An 18,286-nucleotide genomic window follows, 5' to 3' on the forward strand; every position below is an offset into this window, starting at 1 on the left:
CCCCTACTTCATCAACGCGACATCCACCTCGTTGGCCGCGCTCATCCATTGACGGGGAGAGAAGCGAGCAAGCGGGGCTTGCAGGCGGGTTGTGACGATGCATCTGCCGACAAAGTAGCTCGATTCCATCACAAGACTACGCTTGTTCTTGTAAGTTGAGATGAATACGAAATGAGCGTGATCGGCAGCAATTTCCTTGTCGATCAACTGCTTGTTCGGATTATCATTTTTCGAGAAGAGGCCATCAAAGGTTTTGATCAGCAGCTGCATATTGGCCAAACTCAGTTTGCCCTGCAACTTGGACATGGTTTTCGAATATTCCGCCTCGAAGATAACTTCGCGAGATTTGTCCATCCAGTTTTGCAGCTTGTAAAGATCAAGCTCGGTCGCATGCTTATTGATATAGGCTGCATAATCCGGGCGTGGCTGAACCATACTGGCCAATGGGCCTTTCAATGTCATACCGATGGGCGTGTTGCAATTCTTGGGCGTTACATCAACAGGATCATCTTGTGCCAAGGCCGGTGCACCGAGGCAAAGCATGGTACCAAGCGTCATGGCCCTCCATGCAGTCTTCATCTTGGGCATATTCATGGCAGATATCCTTTTGCTGCACCATTGATCAACCGATCACACAATGCGGCGCACACCACACGAAATCAATTTTTGATTGCAAAAACAAAATTCGCTCTTAATAAATAGAAAATACGTTTGCCCAGCTCCCCATCTTCAAAGAACTTTCAAAAACGCCACCAGTGCCTCACGCTCGCTTTTTGACAGGTTCAGTTTGCCAATCAGGTCTGAACGTCTTGGAAAGAGGGCGTCTGCCGCCATGCCTTTGGGTCGGCGTTCAACACCTCCGCCGCCATTGTAAAAATTCACGACCCCGCGCAAAGTGGGCAGGATGCCATTATGCATATAAGGCGCAGTTTTGCTGACATGGCGAAGGCTTGGCGTGCGAAACCGCCCCAGATCATCATCCATTCCGGTCACCAGATATCGCCCTCGATCTTCAAGCTTGCGACCGAAAAATGTCAGGCCGAGATTGTGAAATTTCTCATCGCTCAAAAGCGGGCCGGAATGGCAATTCATGCAGCGGGCCTTGGTGCGAAACAGATGCAAGCCATGGATTTGCTGGTCGGAGAGCAATTTATGCTTGCCTTTCAGAAAGCGCTCGAACCGGCTTGAGCGCTCCAGTTGGCGTTGAAAATCTGCCAATGCCGCAACCACCTGATCCAGATCGACACCCTCCTTGCCAAAAGCTGCCTCAAACAAGCTCGGATAGGTCTCATGCGCATTCAACCGAGCCAGCATCTCATCCAGATCAGTCGCCATTTCCACCGGGTTGGTCAGTGGGCCAATCGCCTGACTTTCCAGACTGTCTGCGCGACCATCCCAAAACAGATGCTTGCGATAACCTGATGTGATCACCGATGGCGCATTGCGATTGCCCATCTGGCGCTTGTCGCCGAAGGACCACCGCAATCCATCCCCCCACCCCAGTTCACGATTGTGACAGGACTGACAGGCAATTTGCCCGCTGCCTGACAGGATTGGATCTTCGAACAAACGCTTGCCTAACATAATGCGTTTTGCGCCCATGCTGCCTTTGGGTGGCCGTGGAAGGCGTTTCAAAACCCCGAGGGGCAGAGGATTCACGCCGTCTGCCACCTTTGCCTTCGGCCAGTCAGAGACAGGGCCTTGATAAAGACGACGAAGCTCGGTCAGATCAAGCGTGTCAGATTTGGCGGCTGAGATCTCAGCTGCCAAGGATACAAGACTGATCATCAGACTTGATAGAAAATATCTCGACACAAAAAGCATAAGCCAGGTCCGATACCTATGTGAGTTGGATTGAAACGACAAAGCAGGCCCCACTCATCAGAACGGAACCCGCTGATATCTCCTATGAGTTCAGCTTAGAAGCTGGCTTTCAGTCCGAGCCAGGCGGTTCTGCCCTGCTTGAAGGGATAGCTGTTGCTGGCGGTGGAATTACCCTTGGTGGAGAACAGATTGTCGACCTTGAAATCCAGGACGGCACCCAAGTCCCCCTTCTTGTAAAGCTCATAAGACCCACCGACATCAACGGTCACAACCGCGCCAAGGGTTTTGTCGTCATACACATCATGAGAGACAACCGCACCGAACTGGTTGGTTTGCGAGCTGTTTTTCCTGGTGTCATAAACGCCCTCATAGGCAAGGGAGAAGTTGGCGTTGGACCACAATTTCAACCGCTCATCAAAGAAGGAGCCATGGAAGGCAACCGATCCTCGCACTGGAATATCCAGATTGCCGGTCACCACATCAAATTCGCGTATGGAATATGAACGCCCCTTGTACCAGACGAATTTATCCGTCGGCTTGGCAGAAAAATAGCCATTGGTCGAGCGATACTGCTCGGACCAGGTCAGCGCCGTCTTGATGCCAAAGCTGTTCATTTGGAAGAGATTCAAGTCCTTCCATTCCTTGGCATATTCGACAGTGGCCGAGCGATATTGGCTCGATGCATCATTGCCAAGCTTATAAAGCTTGGAGGTGGAATCCTGAGTTTTGGAATATTGATCCTGTCCCTGTCTCTCCAGCAAGCTCAGGCGGAATGTCCCATCCAGAAGCGGATCCTTGATTTCCACCCCACCGGTCAATTCATCGGTAAAAGGCGTTTTCAAATTCGCATCCTTGAACTGCGTGCGGGTATAGGTGCCCGCTGCAGTCCAGCCTCCGGCCGCATGGGCGTTGCTCACTACCCCACCATTCACAGCACGGGTATAGGCCAGCACGTCCGGGCGCTGATCAGCCATGGCATAAGCCAGCATGGAATTGGAATGATAGCGGTTCACGCCAGCACTCAGGGTCACCCGATCATCAAACAGGGCCAGCTTGGCTTTCAGACGCGGATCCAGATCGATATTCTTGGAATAATCATTGTAATTGACGCGAAAACCGGGGGTCAGGGTAAAGTCACCCGTCTTGATTTCAAACTCGCCCCAAATATCGGACTGGAACAGATTGACCTGGGCCTTGTATGCCCTCAGATAGGTTTTACGGCTGGTGAACTGGTCATTGTCAAAGCAAAGCGGATCATTGGGATCGGCGCAGGTGAAATTACCACCACTTTGATCACGAGATCTAAGGCCTGCATCGTTAAATTTGGTGCTGGTGAAAAAATTCACATCATCGGGACGATGACGATCAGCAGTGATGAAGCGCACAGATGCCCCACCACGTACTTTGATATTGCCCACTTCAGCACCGGCCTTGAACTTGGCTTCGGCTTTTTTCTCGCTCTGCAGCAAATCACCCATGCCACCCCAACTGCAAGACAATTGATCTTCCCCTGCCACATCCTGACATTTGTCGGACAGGCTCGGGCTCAGATAAGAATGACCGTTATAGGTCTTCTTGATATAGGACGTGACCATGGTCGACGACTTCTCATCGCGGCCTTTTTCGGATGTATTGTAAGCCGCGTGCATGGTCAGGTTCACATTGTTGAACAGGCCGACCTGCTCGAATGTTCTGTCAAAATCAACCTTGGATGAGGTGCCATTGCCAACCAGCGTCAACCCGTCATGAAGCGTGCGGTAGGATTCCCAATCATTGTTGTAGAAATCATGCATATGCTGGAAGGTGAGCTGACCCCAATCCTTTTCCAGAACCGCCTTTGCCAGAAGCGATGTATGATTGGTCTTCAGATTGACCTGATCGGGCTTATATTGCGGATCCCGCTGACGCGAGGTGCTGGCAAAACGGTTGGACACCGAGAACATGACCGCCAGATCAGGACTGATCGGACCGCTTACAGAAGCCGCAGCGTTATATTTCTTGAAATCGATGGGCTTGCGGTTCAGCGGGTTCGTACCGTCTGGCGTCGCAACGATAAACTGTGCCATATCGCTGTTATTGCCCGAAAATTCGACAGATCCCCCCCATTTTTCACGCTTGGGGGCACGGGTCTGGAACTCGACCACCCCACCTTGAAACCCCCCATATTCGGCAGAAACATTGGAATCCTGCACTTCCATTTTCTCAACAACGGCCGCAGGCACATAAATGGTCTGCGGATGCAGGCTATAGAGGCTGTCAAAGGCCGGATAGAAGCGATCAGTCAGCGTACTGGTCGACTGTTCCGTACCAGAACCCACCGCATTGATACCGACCCCATCAAGCACGAAATTGTTTGAATTGAAATCCCCGCCAGAAATCGAGAATTGCTGCGGACGCAAATCGACCACACTTTCCGGGGTCATGCCGGCCTTGGTATTGGTATGATCTGCATATTGCACATTGGGCAGGGCTTTCAGCACAGCATTGGCATCACCCGTCGCCCCGCCCAAAATCTTCAGTGCCTCCTCATTCAGCACCGTTTTGCCGATATCTCCTTCCCCCCCGAAAACGCCGTCAAAGCCTTCTCCATTCTCTCCAATCACGATAATGGGGCGCAAGGTTGTTGCATCACTTGCCACGTCTTGCGCCCATGCTGGCACCCCCAAGATGGTAGAGCCCAGTAGCAGCGCCGACAGACGCGCCAATGCTGATTGTTTCATGCCTCAAATCCCGTTTTATCTTGTTATTTGTACGGGCGTATTTAAAACATGAGTCTTTAATGGCACAATATTAATATGAATATATTACTCATATTTTAGAAATGGATTTGGATAAATGTGAACAAATCCACGACTACCTCCATTCCCACCCCACCCTCATTTGCCAAAACCGCAACAGATGCAGCACCTGCGCAATGTTAGGGTGATGACTGGTTCCAACAGCGAACGAGTCGAAATCTGTGTCTTCTCCATCACCCGATCAAACATCAGACCAACCAGCATACAACGCATCTGGCAAAACATCTGGCAACACCCCAGAGCACGAGCCGGAAAATGGTTCTGAAAACACAGCCGAAGAAGAGCTGATCGAGCAGGCAGCGGCGTGCGAGTTTGACCCGCAGCTCTGGGCGGACTTTGCCTGGGACTGGGGCCTTGGGCCGCTGGCGGACAAGCGCGTGCGCGGCTGGCAGCGCGATGTGAACCTGCGCATCAAACAGCATCTGGCCGACCCCACCACCCGCTATCAGCCGCTACAAATCGCCATTGCGTCTGGCCATGGCATCGGCAAATCGGCGCAGATGGGCATGCTCGCCAATTGGGCCATGTCCTGCTATTCCAATGCCAAGGTGGTGGTCACGGCCAATACCGGCGACCAGCTGACCACCAAGACCAGCCCTGAAATCACCAAATGGTTCAAATCATCGATCACCGCCCACTGGTTCGAATATGCCTCGCTGTCCATCAAATCCAAGGACAAGAGCAACAAGGACAATTGGCGGCTGGATTTCAACACATGGTCCGAGAACAACACAGAGGCCTTTGCCGGACTGCATAACGAGGGCAACATCATCCTGCTCTTGATGGATGAGGCCTCGAACATCCCTGATGTCATCTGGGAGGTGGCCGAAGGCGCGCTGACCGACGAGAAGACCGTCATCATCTGGGTGGCCTTTGGCAACCCCACGCGCAATATCGGCCGCTTTCGCGAATGCTTTCGCAAATATCGCAAATTCTGGCACACCCGCCAGATCGACAGCCGCAATGTCGAAGGCACAAACAAGACGTTCCTTAAACAACTCATCCAGAAATATGGCGAAGACAGCGACATCGCCAAGGTAAGGGTCAGAGGCATGTTCCCATCCAGCGCCAGCCATCAATATATCTCGACCGATCTGGTGGACGCCGCCGCCAAGGTGCATCTGCGCACCGACCAATATGACTTTGCGCCAAAGATCATCGGCGTCGACCCGGCCTGGACCGGTGAGGACGAATTCGTCATCTATTTCCGTCAGGGGCTCTATTCCAAACTGCTGGCCACCTTTGAGAAAAACGACAATGACGTGATCATGGCCCAGCATATCCTGCGCTATGAGAAAGAGCTGGGGGTCGATGCCGTCTTCATCGATGGCGGCCATGGCACGGGGCTCTATTCCATCGGCCAGACATGGAACCGCGACTGGCGGCTGATCTGGTTTTCCGGGGAAAGCTCCGACCCCGGCTGTTTGAACAAGCGCATGGAAATCTGGCAGGCGGGCCGCCAATGGCTGATGGATGGCGGCGCCATAGACCCAAAAGACGAGGTGCTCTATCAGGACCTGATCGGACCAGAGCTGAAACCCCGCACCGATGGCAAGCTGCAGCTGGAAGCAAAGGACGAGATGAAAAAACGCGGCATCCCCTCACCCAACCGGGCCGATGCGCTCTTCCTCACCTTCGCCCAACCGGTCATGCCCAAGGCCAAACGCCTGGGCACCGACGAGCAAACCTGCGACGATGGCAAACATAATCCTTATGGTTAGAAGTCCTGGGCCAAGTCCTGGGCCAAGCCCTCTCCCCCTCCCAAACCGCCCACGAGGGTACCATGACGGGTGGTTGGGAGGGGGAGAGGACTGGACATGCTGCTTAAAAGTCTCATCAAGAGACTTTTAAATCGAGCACAAATGAGTGATTAGAAGTTCAACCTACAGCCAGTTTTCAGGCTTCCGCCCGCCATAGACCACGGCCACAATAAACACCCCATAGGACTTTGGCTCATAAATGGCGATGTAGCTCCCCTCAATGAGAAGGCGAGCAGTCTGGCTCAGCTCAGGCCGTGGGGCCCCCATCTTGGGCTGGCCTGCAGCAAGTTCGAACTTGTCGAAGAGGCGATAAACAAGCGCATCTGCTGCTGGCTCGTTATCTTGCGCAATGTCGCGCCAAATGTCGCGAATGTCTTGCTCTGCACGAGGGCTCAGGCCGTAGCCTTATAAATGCGGTGAATTTGGTAGAGGCAAGTTTTTCTGCTCACAAGGAGGAAGAGCGAAGACAATGTGGTTCATTTTCAAGTTCTTACGACGTGGTGAGCAGAAAAAATCGCCCTATCCTTCGGACGACAAAATGGTCAAGACCTGGCGTCGGCAAAGAGCTTGAATGGGCAACAAGCCCATCCTTAACTCTTTTTCTAGCCATATCAGACCATTTTGACGCCAAATCCAGCTCATTTATGAGGCTACGGCCTCAAATATTCACTCACCGGCTTTTGGCTTCCGCCTTCAAGTCTGCCAGCAAGGTATCGGCATCGACAGTACGGCCTTCACCTCTAGCCATGCCATCCTCATAGGCTTGTTTCAGACGCGTCATTTCGATTTTGCGCAGCTCTTGTCGTTGCTCCCACAAGCGCAATGCATCACGCACCACTTCGCTGTTGGACGCGTAAGAGCCGGATTCAACGGCATCATGCAAACGCGCCACCTGCTGCGGAGACAAGGAGACACTAAGGGTTTTCATAGGTTCTGTTTTCATATCTATAATATGGCATTCCTAACAAGAACTAACAAGAACTAACAAGAACTAACAAGATCTAATAAGATCCTCTTACCCGCCCCACCACTCGCCACACTCAAAAGCTGTGCTATGCTGGCTTCATTACTGTTACGTCATTTTGCTTGGGAGGGATCGGACATGAGAAAGAACATAACTTGGCCCTACACTTTGCTGGGCAGCCTGCTGGCCATTTTGGCTCTCAGTTCCTTCCCCGCCTCTGCCGATATGGCAAAAGTCGATGAGGTCATCCGGTTCGAGTTACCCCGCGCACCGCTGACGCCCATGCAACAAAAACAATTGCCACAAGGGGCGCAAAATCTGGATCCGGGCAGTTTTGAAGGCCGATACAGACATCCCGGCGGCAACGACAAAAAGCCTGCCCTTGTGGTGATCAGAACCTGCCACGACGCCAGCTATTATGATGCCTGGCTCGACCGTCTGAATGACTGGGGCTTTGCGACGCTCACCTTCTCTCGCTGCCAACCACCGAGCTTTGAACCGGACGACGCCACCATCCCCGCTTTTGACTGGAAAAGAGGGTCCCTTGCCGCCATTGGCGCGCTGAATTTTCTGGCAAAAAAGCCGGAGATCGACGCCAAAAAGATCGGCATCCTGTCCTGGTCACGCCTTGGCATGATCCCGCTTTCCATTTTAAATTATGAAGGCTTCGCCCAATTCTTCCCGCATAAATTCTCGGCCGGTGTGGCGCTCTATCCCTTCTGTTCCTTCGCCCGCGGCCCCCATGGCGGGCCAATCCTGATCATCGCTGGGGCAAAGGATAGCTGGATCGACAACACAGTCTGCAAACGCGTGGAGCGGGTCTCCCGTCAGGATGACTTCCCCGTCTCCCTCATCATGCTGGAGAATGCTACCCATGGCTTCGACATCCCGCAATTCGGCTCCCCCAAACAGGTGACCAGATCCCAAATAAACCCCGACGGCTTCGCCGCCAGCGGCGGCATCCTCGGCCATGACAAAGCATCCGAGGCCCGCGCCATCAAAGAAGTCAAAGCCTTCCTGAACAAGCATCTGCGGTGATGGGGAGCTTGGTTTGTGTGGGAGGGGTGATCTGAGCGCTTGATAAACCCAAAGACGCAGCTTTGCGCCCTGGTGCCACGGGTTGCGGCGTGATAGAGCTCGCTTATGGCATTTGGCGTATTCATTCACCGATCAGACTCTATCTATGACGACAGCCCGGCTGAGCGCTATCAGTTTCCGGCTAACTATCTGAGCCGGGCGCAGAAGTTCATTGATGACTGGATTGTCTATTACGAGCCAAGCAAGGTGAAAAATACCCGTGGCTATTTCGCCATTGCCAAGGTCGAGAAGATCATCCCCGACCCCACAGCCCAAAACATGTATCTCGCCCTCATCGAGCCGGGCAGCTATATGGACTTCGTCAATCCGGTCTCCTTCAAAGATGAGGATGGCCTTGTCGAGCGCGGTCTCTTGAATGAGCAAGGCAAGATTTCCGGCCGTGCCCAGTCCGCCGTGCGCCCCGTCTCACCAAAAGATTTTGGCCGCATCATAGAACGGGGCTTTGACGAACAAGAGCTGGATCTCCCCCGCTTCGACGAACAGCAAGAAGATCAGCCTGGTTCACTCGAACTTCCGGGCATGGCAGAAGGCCAAACGCCTTTCATTTTCGACCAGCCTCGCACAATCGAAGAGCAGACGATAAAGCGCAAGGTGCGGGACCGGTTGTTCCGCTCGGTCGTCGTCAAAGCCTATGACAAGAGATGCGCCATCACCGGCCTGCAGCTGATCAATGGCGGCGGCAGAGCCGAGGTCGAAGCCGCCCATATCAAACCGGTCAAAGACAATGGCCCGGATATCATCAGCAATGGCATCGCCCTCTCCGGCACCGTGCACTGGATGTTCGACCGTGGCCTCATCGGGCTGAGAGATGATTACGAGATCCTCATCTCACGCCATGTGAACGACCCATCCAGCATCCAAAGCCTGATCAACAAAACCGGCAAAGCCATCGTCCCACCCCGCCAATCCGACCGCCCCCACCCCACATTCCTTGCATGGCATAGAGACAATTGTTTTAAGGCTTGATTGATCACAGGACGGCTTCATCTACCTAAACAAATATATTTAAAATCGTAATATCAATATATACAACCAAATTAAAATCAATGCATAATTGACTTCAAAGAGTATATTTAAGTCTCACTTGCACCTGCTTTTGGGACATGAAGACGCCATGCCTTTAAACCTCAAGAAAACGCTCCTGATTGCAGCGCTATCACTATTCACCAACTATTCGTTTGCCGCTGAACGAGATTGTCCCACACATGCAAATGATTGGGTTTGTGTAGATCAGGAATTCGACGGAAGCACCTACAATGGTCCAATGAAGTTTCATTGGTCCAATACCACATTTGGTGCAGGGTCGGCGTTCAATTGGATTGCTGCACAGGGAAAGATAACTGCAAACACTCCTAGTGAATTCGAAACATTTTTGGCAAATCTAAAACGATCAGATGCACCATTCAGAAAAGGAACAGAAGTTCACCTGAATTCTATGGGTGGCAATGTACTTGCAGGGCTACAGCTTGGCGCAATAATTAGGAAGCACGATTTAAACACAAGAATTGGCCAAACCAAATCTTGGAATTACTCATTTTCCAAAACCGATCTCCAAAAAGACATCGTTCAAAGCAGTTTTAAGCCTGGAGTATGTGCAAGCTCATGTGCCTATGCTTTCCTAGGGGGAGTGAACAGAAGCTTCACCCCAAATGACAAGTTACTGGTTCATCAATTTTATAATAGAGAAGCGGTTCTTAATCCGGACCTGAAAACGAACCCAGCAGCTGAAAGCGCAGAAACTCAATTACTAGCTGGCTACGTAGCTCAATATGTGTATGCCATGATCGACGACATAAGAGTCTTTGCTCTCGCATCTGCAACAGATTCCTCCGATGCTTCATCCAAACTTCTACAAATAGATGAAAAATTGGCTAGAAAGATCAATGTAATTCGTGAAAAAACCAGGTCGAACTTTATTATTCGCCACGCAAATACAACAAGTGGCTTGGTGTATTTAGATGCAAGAACTGATGACGGAATCGATATTTCAATCACTTGCACATCGAGCTCACTGACCTTTCACTATAACGGATTAGAGAACTCCTTTTCAGAGCCCCTAAAACCCACTCGTTTAGCAGCATCCGTCGACGGATCATCAGAAGCATTTGATTTTAAGGGTGGTTTTCCCGCCAAACTCCGATTCCCCAATCCTTCAAAATCTCCCGGATACGCGACACTAACTATTTATATAAAGAGAAACCAGTGGCCATATATACGGAAACTAGCATTTGACTCTTGGGTCTTTGGCAGAGTGTATAGCAGCACTTTCGAAGCCCTAATGCCTGCATTAAACGAGCGCGAAATAGAGCTTTCAAAAATTCTACGAAAGTCGTGCAGTTAAATGTAATCAACAAAACATTAGCATCTCTGACGCATTGACAACCGTAGATTGATATGATCAAAATAGCACAGGCCCTCTATGCAGGCCTGTGTGCCCGCCATGCGAAGCTAAGCAGCATTATTTATTGTAAACTCAATGAACAGACTTCATGCCAATGGTAGGGTCTGGTTAGCAGTGGGCGCCTAGTCGGATCCGATCAGGACATGGATCATGACAAAGAATTATCATTTAAAAAAACTTAGTAAGCTCGCCAAGAGCTACGCTCGCGCAAACGAGATAGCACATCATAAAGCAATTGATTTAATAGCAGCCGTGCTTGGCTTTCCACATTGGAACGCTCTCATCGGAGAAAGCAAAAAGGGATGGCAACCAAGCGATGATGACATTTTGGCTGCTGAAGCTTTTGTAAAGAATACAGTTCCAATTCGCCATGCAGAACAGGACGATGCAGATACGATTTTTGGTAACCTCTTCAGCGCCGAGGAAGTCATCACTGGAAGCATAAAAGGCGAGACCTACCAGCTCCTTGACAGTTTAGGTGACATACATATTTACGGAGAAGGATGGCACATATGTGTACCTGAAAATCCCAACTCTGCTCCAATAATCGAGATTGATCAGGACATGAAGCACTCAAGCGCTATGAATGATCCTGAAATTGTCGGAGAAGCACTTGAGATTGGTAAGGAACATCACTCCTCTATTCGATCAAAAATAGCCACCGACTGGCCTCGCCGTTCAACCATGCCGGATGCAAAGGGTAACGTTCGCCATCCTATTTTTACGGGTCCCGAAGGAACAAGCATCGAGGCCAATATCTGGTATTGCCTACATTGCGATGGAGAGATAACGGGGCCTCAGATTGCCCAAAATCTCTGGCACTGCCCAGGATGTGGAGCCTCACCAATAGACATCCACAAAAAGCCCTTCTGGCTGAATGAAAAGAGAGAACAGGTCAAACCTATTGATGCATCAAACAGAGAAACACTGGAACCGATTGTTCGTTACGTGCAGATGAAGCCCAGACTTGATCTGAATAGTGAAAAGATCACTCTGCTAATCCGAACCGCTCTAATTGAGGATGCAACCAACACAAAGGAACGATTAGGAGCTCAACTGGCAGAAATCACAGTTGACGATGAGAATGACGTCCGGCTCGCATTTGATATGCATTTCTGGCCTGAAGGTAAAGAAGCAGAGACAGCATTGGCAGTCGCAAAACTCTTGGGTATTGAGGTTTTCGAAGAGATGCGATTTTCCCCACCAGTCTTCGCTTGGCCTGATCTCAGCGAACATGCATCTGGCACAGTTGAATATACCCAAATGCTGCTCGATGCTTATGCACAATATGCGCCCAAAGAGAAAGACTAATTGCGCATAACCAATAGTGAGGAGCTTCAGAGAGAGTTCTCTAGCTCCTCGCACCATAAGCCATAAGCCATCCCTTACCCAAACACCACCAGACAGAGAATGCTGATGGTGATCAGGGCTATGCCGGTGATCTCCTTGCGGGTGATGACCTCGCGAAAGAACAGCGCCGAAGCTACAAGCGAGAAGATCACCTCGATCTGGCCGACGGCAAAGACATAGGCGGCATTTTGCAACGTGAAAGCGGTGAACCAGCACAGCGATCCCGCCATGCCGGTGATGCCCATCCAGACTGCCGTCTTTCGCGCCGCAACCACCCGCAAGATCTCGCCCGGCTCGCGCAGCTTCAGCCACACCATCATGCCCAGCGTCTGGCCGATGGTCACCAGCATCAAGGACATGCTGGAGCGATAGAGCGGATCGGCATTGAGGATTTCCAGCGTCGCCCCGCGATAACCAACGGCGGAAAAAGCAAAGAAGATGCCGGACAGGATGCCCAGACCACTGCCCGCATTGACAATGCCAGACAGGAAAGAGCCATGCACATTGCCCGGCTTTTGCGACAGGGCTAATACCCCAAGCAGGCCAAGAAAGATGGCAATGAAACCGGTCAGCGAGATGGTGTCACCCAGAATGATCAACCCGACAAAAGCGGTCAGCAGAACCTCGGTCTTCTTGAAGGTAATGCCCACGGCAAAATTGCGCTGCTGAAACAAAGCCACGACGCACCATGTCGCCAAAATCTGCGACAGCCCACCGATAATGGCATAGAGCCAGAACATACCGCTCAAGTCCGGCACGCCATGGCCCTTGATCAGCGCATAGCCAATGGCCAGGGTGCAGATGAAAGGCACCGAATAAAAGAAGCGCGAAAAGGTCGAACCACCGGTCGATAGCGTCCCCATGCTCAACTGCTTTTGCAACATGAAGCGAAGCGTCTGAAACGCCGCCGCCGCAACGGCAATGAAGACCCAACTTTCCATCAGGGATACCCAATCTCAATTCTTGAAGGCAGATGGCAAGACCCGCCACCCAAAGACATGCAATCATAGTCATTGCGAGAAGAAAGCAAAGGGCAAAAGAAAGTTTGTACGGCAGCTGACATCCTCTGGTAAACTGCGTGTATCACGAAGAATTTCAACATTTGATTGAATAGGAGTGATCATGCCATTTTATCCATCCATTCGAAAAATGCCTTTGGACATGAAAGCACGCACGCTTGGCGGACTGGCCCGGCTGCGTGAGCAACTTGATGAAGAAATTCCAAACCGCAAAGTCACCGAGACTCTCTTGCTTGGCACCTGGAATATCCGAAATTTTGACGATGATCGTTTCAACAATGGTCACCGCACCACAGAAGACTTCTTTTATATTGCCGAAATCATATCCCGTTTTGACATCATCGCAGTGCAGGAGCTTTGCGAAGATATTGCACCACTCGATAAAGTGATGAAACTGCTGGGCCGGAACTATCGCTATATTGTTTCCGATGTCACGGAGGGTCGCCCGGGCAACAAGGAGCGCCTGGCCTTCATCTATGATGAAGACAAGGTCAGCTTTCGAGGAATGACCGGTGAGCTGGTCCTTCCGGACAAGATGCAAATCATTGATGGCGAAGGGGACAAGGAAAAGCGCCGCCAATTCTCTCGCACCCCCTTCATGGCCGCCTTTCAAAGCGGTTGGTTCAAGTTCATTCTCACGACCGTGCATATCTATTTCGGGGAAAATTCGGGCCCGAAATACGAACGCCGCGTGAAGGAAATCCGAACTGTTGCGAAATTCCTGTCCAAGCGGGCAGATCGGGACGTGAACAAAAAAGAGCTCGGCAGTCATATCCTTGTGGGGGATTTCAATATCAAACGCGAGGGAAGCCCCGGCGACGAAGCCCTGGAAGAAGAAGGCTTCACGATCTTTCGAAATCGAGAGGGGACCAATAAGGATCAGAACAGATTTTATGATCAGATTTCCTTCAAATCAAAGGAAAATCAGGTCCAGCTCGCCACCGATGGCAGCCACGGGGTCTTGCAGTTTTTTGACAGCATTTACCGGGCAACTGATTTTGACAGCTACCGCACCGAATTGCTGAAATCGGTACGCGTAAAAATAAAGGATTTCAAACGCGAAAAGAAATCTGCCGAGGCGCGAAAAGCCCGTGCAAGAACTGAAGAAACCAAGTCAAAAGCAGAAGAGAAAATTCAAAAGAAACTCGATGAGATTGCAGAATGGACACAGCTTCTAACCAATGATGACAAACTCAAGAAATACTATCTGTCAACATGGCGCACATTCCGGGCAAGCGATCATCTGCCACTTTGGGTCGAGCTGAAAATTGATTTCTCCGACGAATATCTCAAAAATCTGACGGATTAGAACATGGACTCATAAAGCACTTCTCACAATTGTTGAATCGCGAGAGGTTCTTCAACTCTATGATTTGAAACGTGTTCCCGAGAAATGCTTCAATTTTTCGGGAACACGCTGTAGCAAAGATCTCTTCCCAAGTGCCCGCTTCGATGCATCGCCCTTACAAACCCGCCTCACCGCCCGGACGATCCATCATGAGACCAGACAGATGCGATTGTCGCTTTAAAAGAAACGCCCAGAGAAGCTCCGGATAATCAGCTGAGACCGCAGACTGAACGGAGGGTCGTGCCGTCAGCGCAGCGCGCCAGGACTGCACCTTCGGCTTATCTGTCAAAATTCCGAAATCACCAATCTGGTCGAACACATCGAAATATCGAAAGACCGGCCCAAAGACCGCATCAACCAGGCTGAATGCACTTCCCTCAAAATATGGCCCCTCCCCCAATTGCGTCTCAAGTTGAGAGAATTTCGCCCGTAAGGTCTCGACCTTGGCCTCGAACACATCCTTGTCCTTGGTGCCATAAAAGCCAGCAATGTCATTGAGGACGGACGAGCCAAACTCGATCCATCCCCGATGCTGCGCACGCAATAGCGGATCTGATGGGTGCAGCGGATGGGGCTGCGTCTCTTCCAGATATTCCAGGATTGCCGATGATTCAAAGATCGACTGGTCATTGTCGGTCAAAACCGGTGTCTTGCCCAAGGGAGAGATGGCAAGAAACCAATCGGGCTTGTTCGCCAGATCGATATCTGTGCGCTCAAAGGCCACCCCTTTCTCGGTCATGGAGATGGAAGCCCGTTGAACATAGGGGCAAAGCGCGTGGCTTGTAAGATGAAGGGTCATTTTGAATTCCTTATGTCGATGCAACTGCATCTACATTGATCAATTTTCTCTCCTTGTCAAGGTTGATGCAGCTGCATCGATATGCATAATGTGAGCCATGACCTATCCAAAACCTGAAACAATCGCTGTCTGGACCTCCCTGGTATCTGCCAACAAGATATTGCTGGACGACATCGAAGATGCCCTGAAAAGTGAGGGACTCCCGACGCTTCACTGGTATGATCTGCTTCTGGAAATCGAAAAGGCAGGCGAAGATGGCATCCGCCCGTTCGAGCTGCGAAAGCGCCTTCTGCTGCCGCAATATGGCGTGTCGAGACTTTTGGAAAGAATGGCAAAGGCAGGCCTGATCAACCGACAGGATGTCGAAGATGACGGTCGCGGACACATCATCACGCTCACACAAAAAGGACAGGAAACGAGAAAGGCCATGTGGCCTGTCTATGCCGGTGTGCTGGCCCAATCCATCGAGCAGCGCTTTACAGAATCGGAGACTGCCGAATTTGCACACCTTCTGAAAAAGCTCACCCCTCTTGGAAATATATGAGCCCCACGCGAGAAAACGGGAAAGCTCTCAAACCAGATCACGGAGAGATCAAGATGGCTGGATATGTCTTGCATCATTATAACATTCTGGATGTCACCAGAATTGACGAACTGGGCCCATTGACCTTGCCCATCGCAAAAAAATACGGTGCGGAAATCATGATTGCCAGCCCGGCCAAGGCACTGAAAGGAAAGACGGACCATTCGCACATGGTCGTCTATAAACTCAAAAGCTTTGATGCCGCCCTGGCCTTCTACCATTCCCCCGAATTGGCTGAGCTGGCCGAGTTTCGAGACCAGGTCATCAAGGGCTTTTCAATGGTCCTGCCCGGCCATGAAGAAACCGAGGCAGTTGTCACATCAGGATATTTCCTACCCTCCCAAACAAATGAGGAAAAACAAGAAATTACGTATCGAAAATAGATCTTTATCACCGGATAGTATCGTAAAGCATCATATTTGAATCACTATTTGGAATTTACTTTAAGTTTCAAAATTGATACATTAAATAAGATTTACAATTTAATGCATTGAAAATGAGGCATTAAATGCCATCAAAAAAACCAATCAGCCTATTGGCCGAGGAGCTGGGCGAGCGCCTTTCCAGCTATCGCCTCTCTCGAAATCTTCGCCAGAAAGATGTGGCCGACCGCAGTGGCATCTCTCGCGGGGCAATTGCCCGCATTGAAGCGGGCAAAGGCGGCACAATCGACAGTCTCCTGAGGATCATGCAGGCACTCGATGTCGAGGATCGCATCGAGATGCTGCTACCGGACGCCAGTCTCAGCCCACTGGACCCACGAAGCGAAATTGGCCCGCGTCAGCGCGCCAGAACTGGCTCGACCGAAAAGCCCGCAAAGGAACCATGGAGCTGGGGTGAGTAATGGCAACACGCGCAGATATATATCTTTGGGGCCGCCGGGTCGGGGCGGTCCTGTGGGACGAGCGCCGCTCGATTGGCACATTCGAATATGAACCATCTTTCCTGAATTCACATATCGAGATCGCCCCCTTGACGCTCCCCTTGCGTTCTGGTCCGTTCGATTTTCCATCCCTTCCCTTTGGCACCTTCCATGGTTTACCGGGATTGCTGGCAGACAGTCTTCCTGACCGCTTCGGAAACACATTGATCAACCGTTGGCTTGCCGAGCTGGGGCGCCCGGCAAACAGCATGGATCCGGTCGAGCGCCTTCTCTATACCGGGCGCCGTGGCATGGGCGCGCTGGAGTTCGAACCCGCGACAGGACTGCGCCGCGAGGAAGGTGCACCAGTAGACATTGCCCCATTGGTGGAACTGGCAAACCGTGTGCTGAATGAGCGCAAGGAACTGTCAGGCGTCATGACCGGCAAGAACCAGCAAGAGGCCCTTGCCGAGATTCTTCGGGTCGGAACGTCTGCCGGTGGCGCGCGCGCCAAGGCAGTCCTCGCCTGGAACGAAGAGACCGGGGACTTCCATTCCGGCCAGCTCAAGGCTGGCCCGGGATATACCCAATGGCTTTTCAAGTTTGACGGCGTCGCGAAAAGCGGCGACCATGGCCTTGCGGACCCTCAAGGCTTCGGACGGCTCGAATTTGCCTGTTATCGCCTCGCCACCGAGGCCGGCGTCAAGATGATGCGCTCTCGCCTCCATCATGAAGGTGGCCGCGCACATTTCATGACCCAGCGATTTGATCGGGAAGGCTCTAAAGACACGGGACAGAGTGAGAAACTGCACATGCTTTCGCTTGGAGCACTGCGCCATTTCGACTTCAATCTGCCAAGAGGCTATTCCTATGAACAATCGCTGGAAACAATCCGGCAGCTCGGACTGGGACGAGACACGCTGGAAGAAATGGTGCGCCGCGCTTTCACCAACGTGGTCATCCGCAATCAGGATGACCATGTCAAGAATATCGCCTTCCTGATGGACAAGGCCGGGACATGGAGGCTCGCACCAGCTTATGACGTCGTCTATGCCCACAATCCGGCAGGAGATTGGACAAATGCTCACCAGATGACAATCAACGGAAAATCCGACGATTTCACACTCGACGATTTGCTCCAGCTCGGCAAAATGGCGGATTTGAAACCTCGCCAAACCGAAGAGATCTTGAGAGACGTTGAAGCCGCTGCAAGCCGATGGAATGAATTCTCGGAAGAGGCAGATATTCCCGCCAGCCTCGCAAAGGGTGCCCGGGCTGGTTTCCGGTTCTTCCTGAGTGCCTGATTTCCAAATAAGCATCGAAGATGTGCTGGAGCATCATGTTGAAGGCCATCACCGCCACAATTTCTGCGACGCCATGCATGGCTCGGCTTTTACCGAGTAGGTCAGGGCCTAAAACAAAAAACGCCCCGCCGACTGCATGGCGGGGCGCCGTCCTGGGAGGACTATTTATAGTTTAC

At 51.5% G+C, this 18,286-nt stretch carries 17 protein-coding genes; 10 read left to right on the plus strand and 7 right to left on the minus strand.

The window, feature by feature from the left end:
- Positions 1-3: 3 nt before the first annotated feature.
- The 3 genes from CRO57_RS12525 to CRO57_RS12535 form a co-directional block, all read right to left on the minus strand.
- On the minus strand, positions 4-594 hold the full coding sequence (locus CRO57_RS12525; protein ID WP_097153780.1) for a hypothetical protein: 591 nt from the start codon (positions 592-594) through the stop codon (positions 4-6).
- A 135-nt stretch (positions 595-729) separates the two neighbouring features.
- Positions 730-1,788: a cytochrome-c peroxidase gene (locus CRO57_RS12530; RefSeq protein ID WP_210200854.1), complete on the minus strand. Its 1,059-nt coding sequence runs from the start codon at positions 1,786-1,788 to the stop codon at positions 730-732.
- Between the two features lie 131 nt (positions 1,789-1,919).
- Positions 1,920-4,544: a TonB-dependent receptor gene (locus CRO57_RS12535; RefSeq protein ID WP_097153782.1), complete on the minus strand. Its 2,625-nt coding sequence runs from the start codon at positions 4,542-4,544 to the stop codon at positions 1,920-1,922.
- Between the two features lie 239 nt (positions 4,545-4,783).
- On the opposite strand from CRO57_RS12535, the gene CRO57_RS12540 reads away from it, so the two are divergent.
- Entirely contained in the window at positions 4,784-6,343 is a 1,560-nt protein-coding gene (locus CRO57_RS12540; RefSeq protein WP_244580090.1) for a terminase, read from the plus strand.
- A 162-nt stretch (positions 6,344-6,505) separates the two neighbouring features.
- On the opposite strand, the gene CRO57_RS25140 is transcribed toward CRO57_RS12540, so the two are convergent.
- Positions 6,506-6,778 carry a type II toxin-antitoxin system RelE/ParE family toxin gene (locus CRO57_RS25140; protein ID WP_280176183.1) on the minus strand — a complete coding sequence of 91 codons (273 nt, stop codon included), beginning with the start codon at positions 6,776-6,778 and terminating at the stop codon, positions 6,506-6,508.
- Between the two features lie 274 nt (positions 6,779-7,052).
- Positions 7,053-7,310, minus strand: coding sequence for a type II toxin-antitoxin system ParD family antitoxin (locus CRO57_RS12550; RefSeq protein WP_170956078.1), 258 nt, complete (start codon positions 7,308-7,310; stop codon positions 7,053-7,055).
- A 174-nt stretch (positions 7,311-7,484) separates the two neighbouring features.
- On the opposite strand from CRO57_RS12550, the gene CRO57_RS12555 reads away from it, so the two are divergent.
- The 4 genes from CRO57_RS12555 (at position 7,485) to CRO57_RS25145 (ending at position 12,156) form a co-directional block, all read left to right on the plus strand.
- Positions 7,485-8,384: a dienelactone hydrolase family protein gene (locus CRO57_RS12555; RefSeq protein ID WP_097153784.1), complete on the plus strand. Its 900-nt coding sequence runs from the start codon at positions 7,485-7,487 to the stop codon at positions 8,382-8,384.
- Positions 8,385-8,489: 105 nt separating this feature from the next.
- A complete protein-coding gene (locus CRO57_RS12560; protein ID WP_097153785.1) occupies positions 8,490-9,410 on the plus strand; it encodes an HNH endonuclease in 921 nt (306 codons plus the stop codon).
- A 148-nt stretch (positions 9,411-9,558) separates the two neighbouring features.
- A complete protein-coding gene (locus CRO57_RS12565; RefSeq protein WP_097153786.1) occupies positions 9,559-10,785 on the plus strand; it encodes a hypothetical protein in 1,227 nt (408 codons plus the stop codon).
- Positions 10,786-10,995: 210 nt separating this feature from the next.
- On the plus strand, positions 10,996-12,156 hold the full coding sequence (locus CRO57_RS25145; protein ID WP_244580091.1) for a hypothetical protein: 1,161 nt from the start codon (positions 10,996-10,998) through the stop codon (positions 12,154-12,156).
- 74 nt (positions 12,157-12,230) lie between these two features.
- On the opposite strand, the gene CRO57_RS12575 is transcribed toward CRO57_RS25145, so the two are convergent.
- A complete protein-coding gene (locus CRO57_RS12575) occupies positions 12,231-13,136 on the minus strand; it encodes a DMT family transporter (RefSeq protein ID WP_097153787.1) in 906 nt (301 codons plus the stop codon).
- A 181-nt stretch (positions 13,137-13,317) separates the two neighbouring features.
- On the opposite strand from CRO57_RS12575, the gene CRO57_RS12580 reads away from it, so the two are divergent.
- Positions 13,318-14,523, plus strand: coding sequence for an endonuclease/exonuclease/phosphatase family protein (locus CRO57_RS12580; RefSeq protein WP_097153788.1), 1,206 nt, complete (start codon positions 13,318-13,320; stop codon positions 14,521-14,523).
- 154 nt (positions 14,524-14,677) lie between these two features.
- Here CRO57_RS12580 and CRO57_RS12585 read toward each other — a convergent pair whose 3' ends face one another.
- Positions 14,678-15,361: a glutathione S-transferase family protein gene (locus tag CRO57_RS12585; RefSeq protein ID WP_097154063.1), complete on the minus strand. Its 684-nt coding sequence runs from the start codon at positions 15,359-15,361 to the stop codon at positions 14,678-14,680.
- 97 nt (positions 15,362-15,458) lie between these two features.
- On the opposite strand from CRO57_RS12585, the gene CRO57_RS12590 reads away from it, so the two are divergent.
- The 4 genes from CRO57_RS12590 to CRO57_RS12605 all read left to right on the plus strand — a co-directional run bounded on the left by CRO57_RS12590 (position 15,459) and on the right by CRO57_RS12605 (position 18,110).
- Complete coding sequence (locus tag CRO57_RS12590; protein ID WP_097153789.1) at positions 15,459-15,905, plus strand: MarR family winged helix-turn-helix transcriptional regulator; 447 nt, start codon at positions 15,459-15,461, stop codon at positions 15,903-15,905.
- A 53-nt stretch (positions 15,906-15,958) separates the two neighbouring features.
- Positions 15,959-16,327, plus strand: a complete 369-nt coding sequence (locus CRO57_RS12595; RefSeq protein WP_097154064.1) for a DUF1330 domain-containing protein — start codon at positions 15,959-15,961, stop codon at positions 16,325-16,327.
- A gap of 125 nt (positions 16,328-16,452) precedes the next feature.
- On the plus strand, positions 16,453-16,788 hold the full coding sequence (locus CRO57_RS12600; protein WP_097153790.1) for a helix-turn-helix domain-containing protein: 336 nt from the start codon (positions 16,453-16,455) through the stop codon (positions 16,786-16,788).
- Complete coding sequence (locus CRO57_RS12605) at positions 16,788-18,110, plus strand: type II toxin-antitoxin system HipA family toxin (RefSeq protein ID WP_097153791.1); 1,323 nt, start codon at positions 16,788-16,790, stop codon at positions 18,108-18,110. Before CRO57_RS12600 ends, CRO57_RS12605 begins: the two co-directional genes overlap by 1 nt.
- The last annotated feature ends 176 nt before the right edge of the window (positions 18,111-18,286 follow it).

It is taken from the genome of Cohaesibacter gelatinilyticus (assembly GCF_900215605.1).
GTDB classification, from domain to species: domain Bacteria; phylum Pseudomonadota; class Alphaproteobacteria; order Rhizobiales; family Cohaesibacteraceae; genus Cohaesibacter; species Cohaesibacter gelatinilyticus.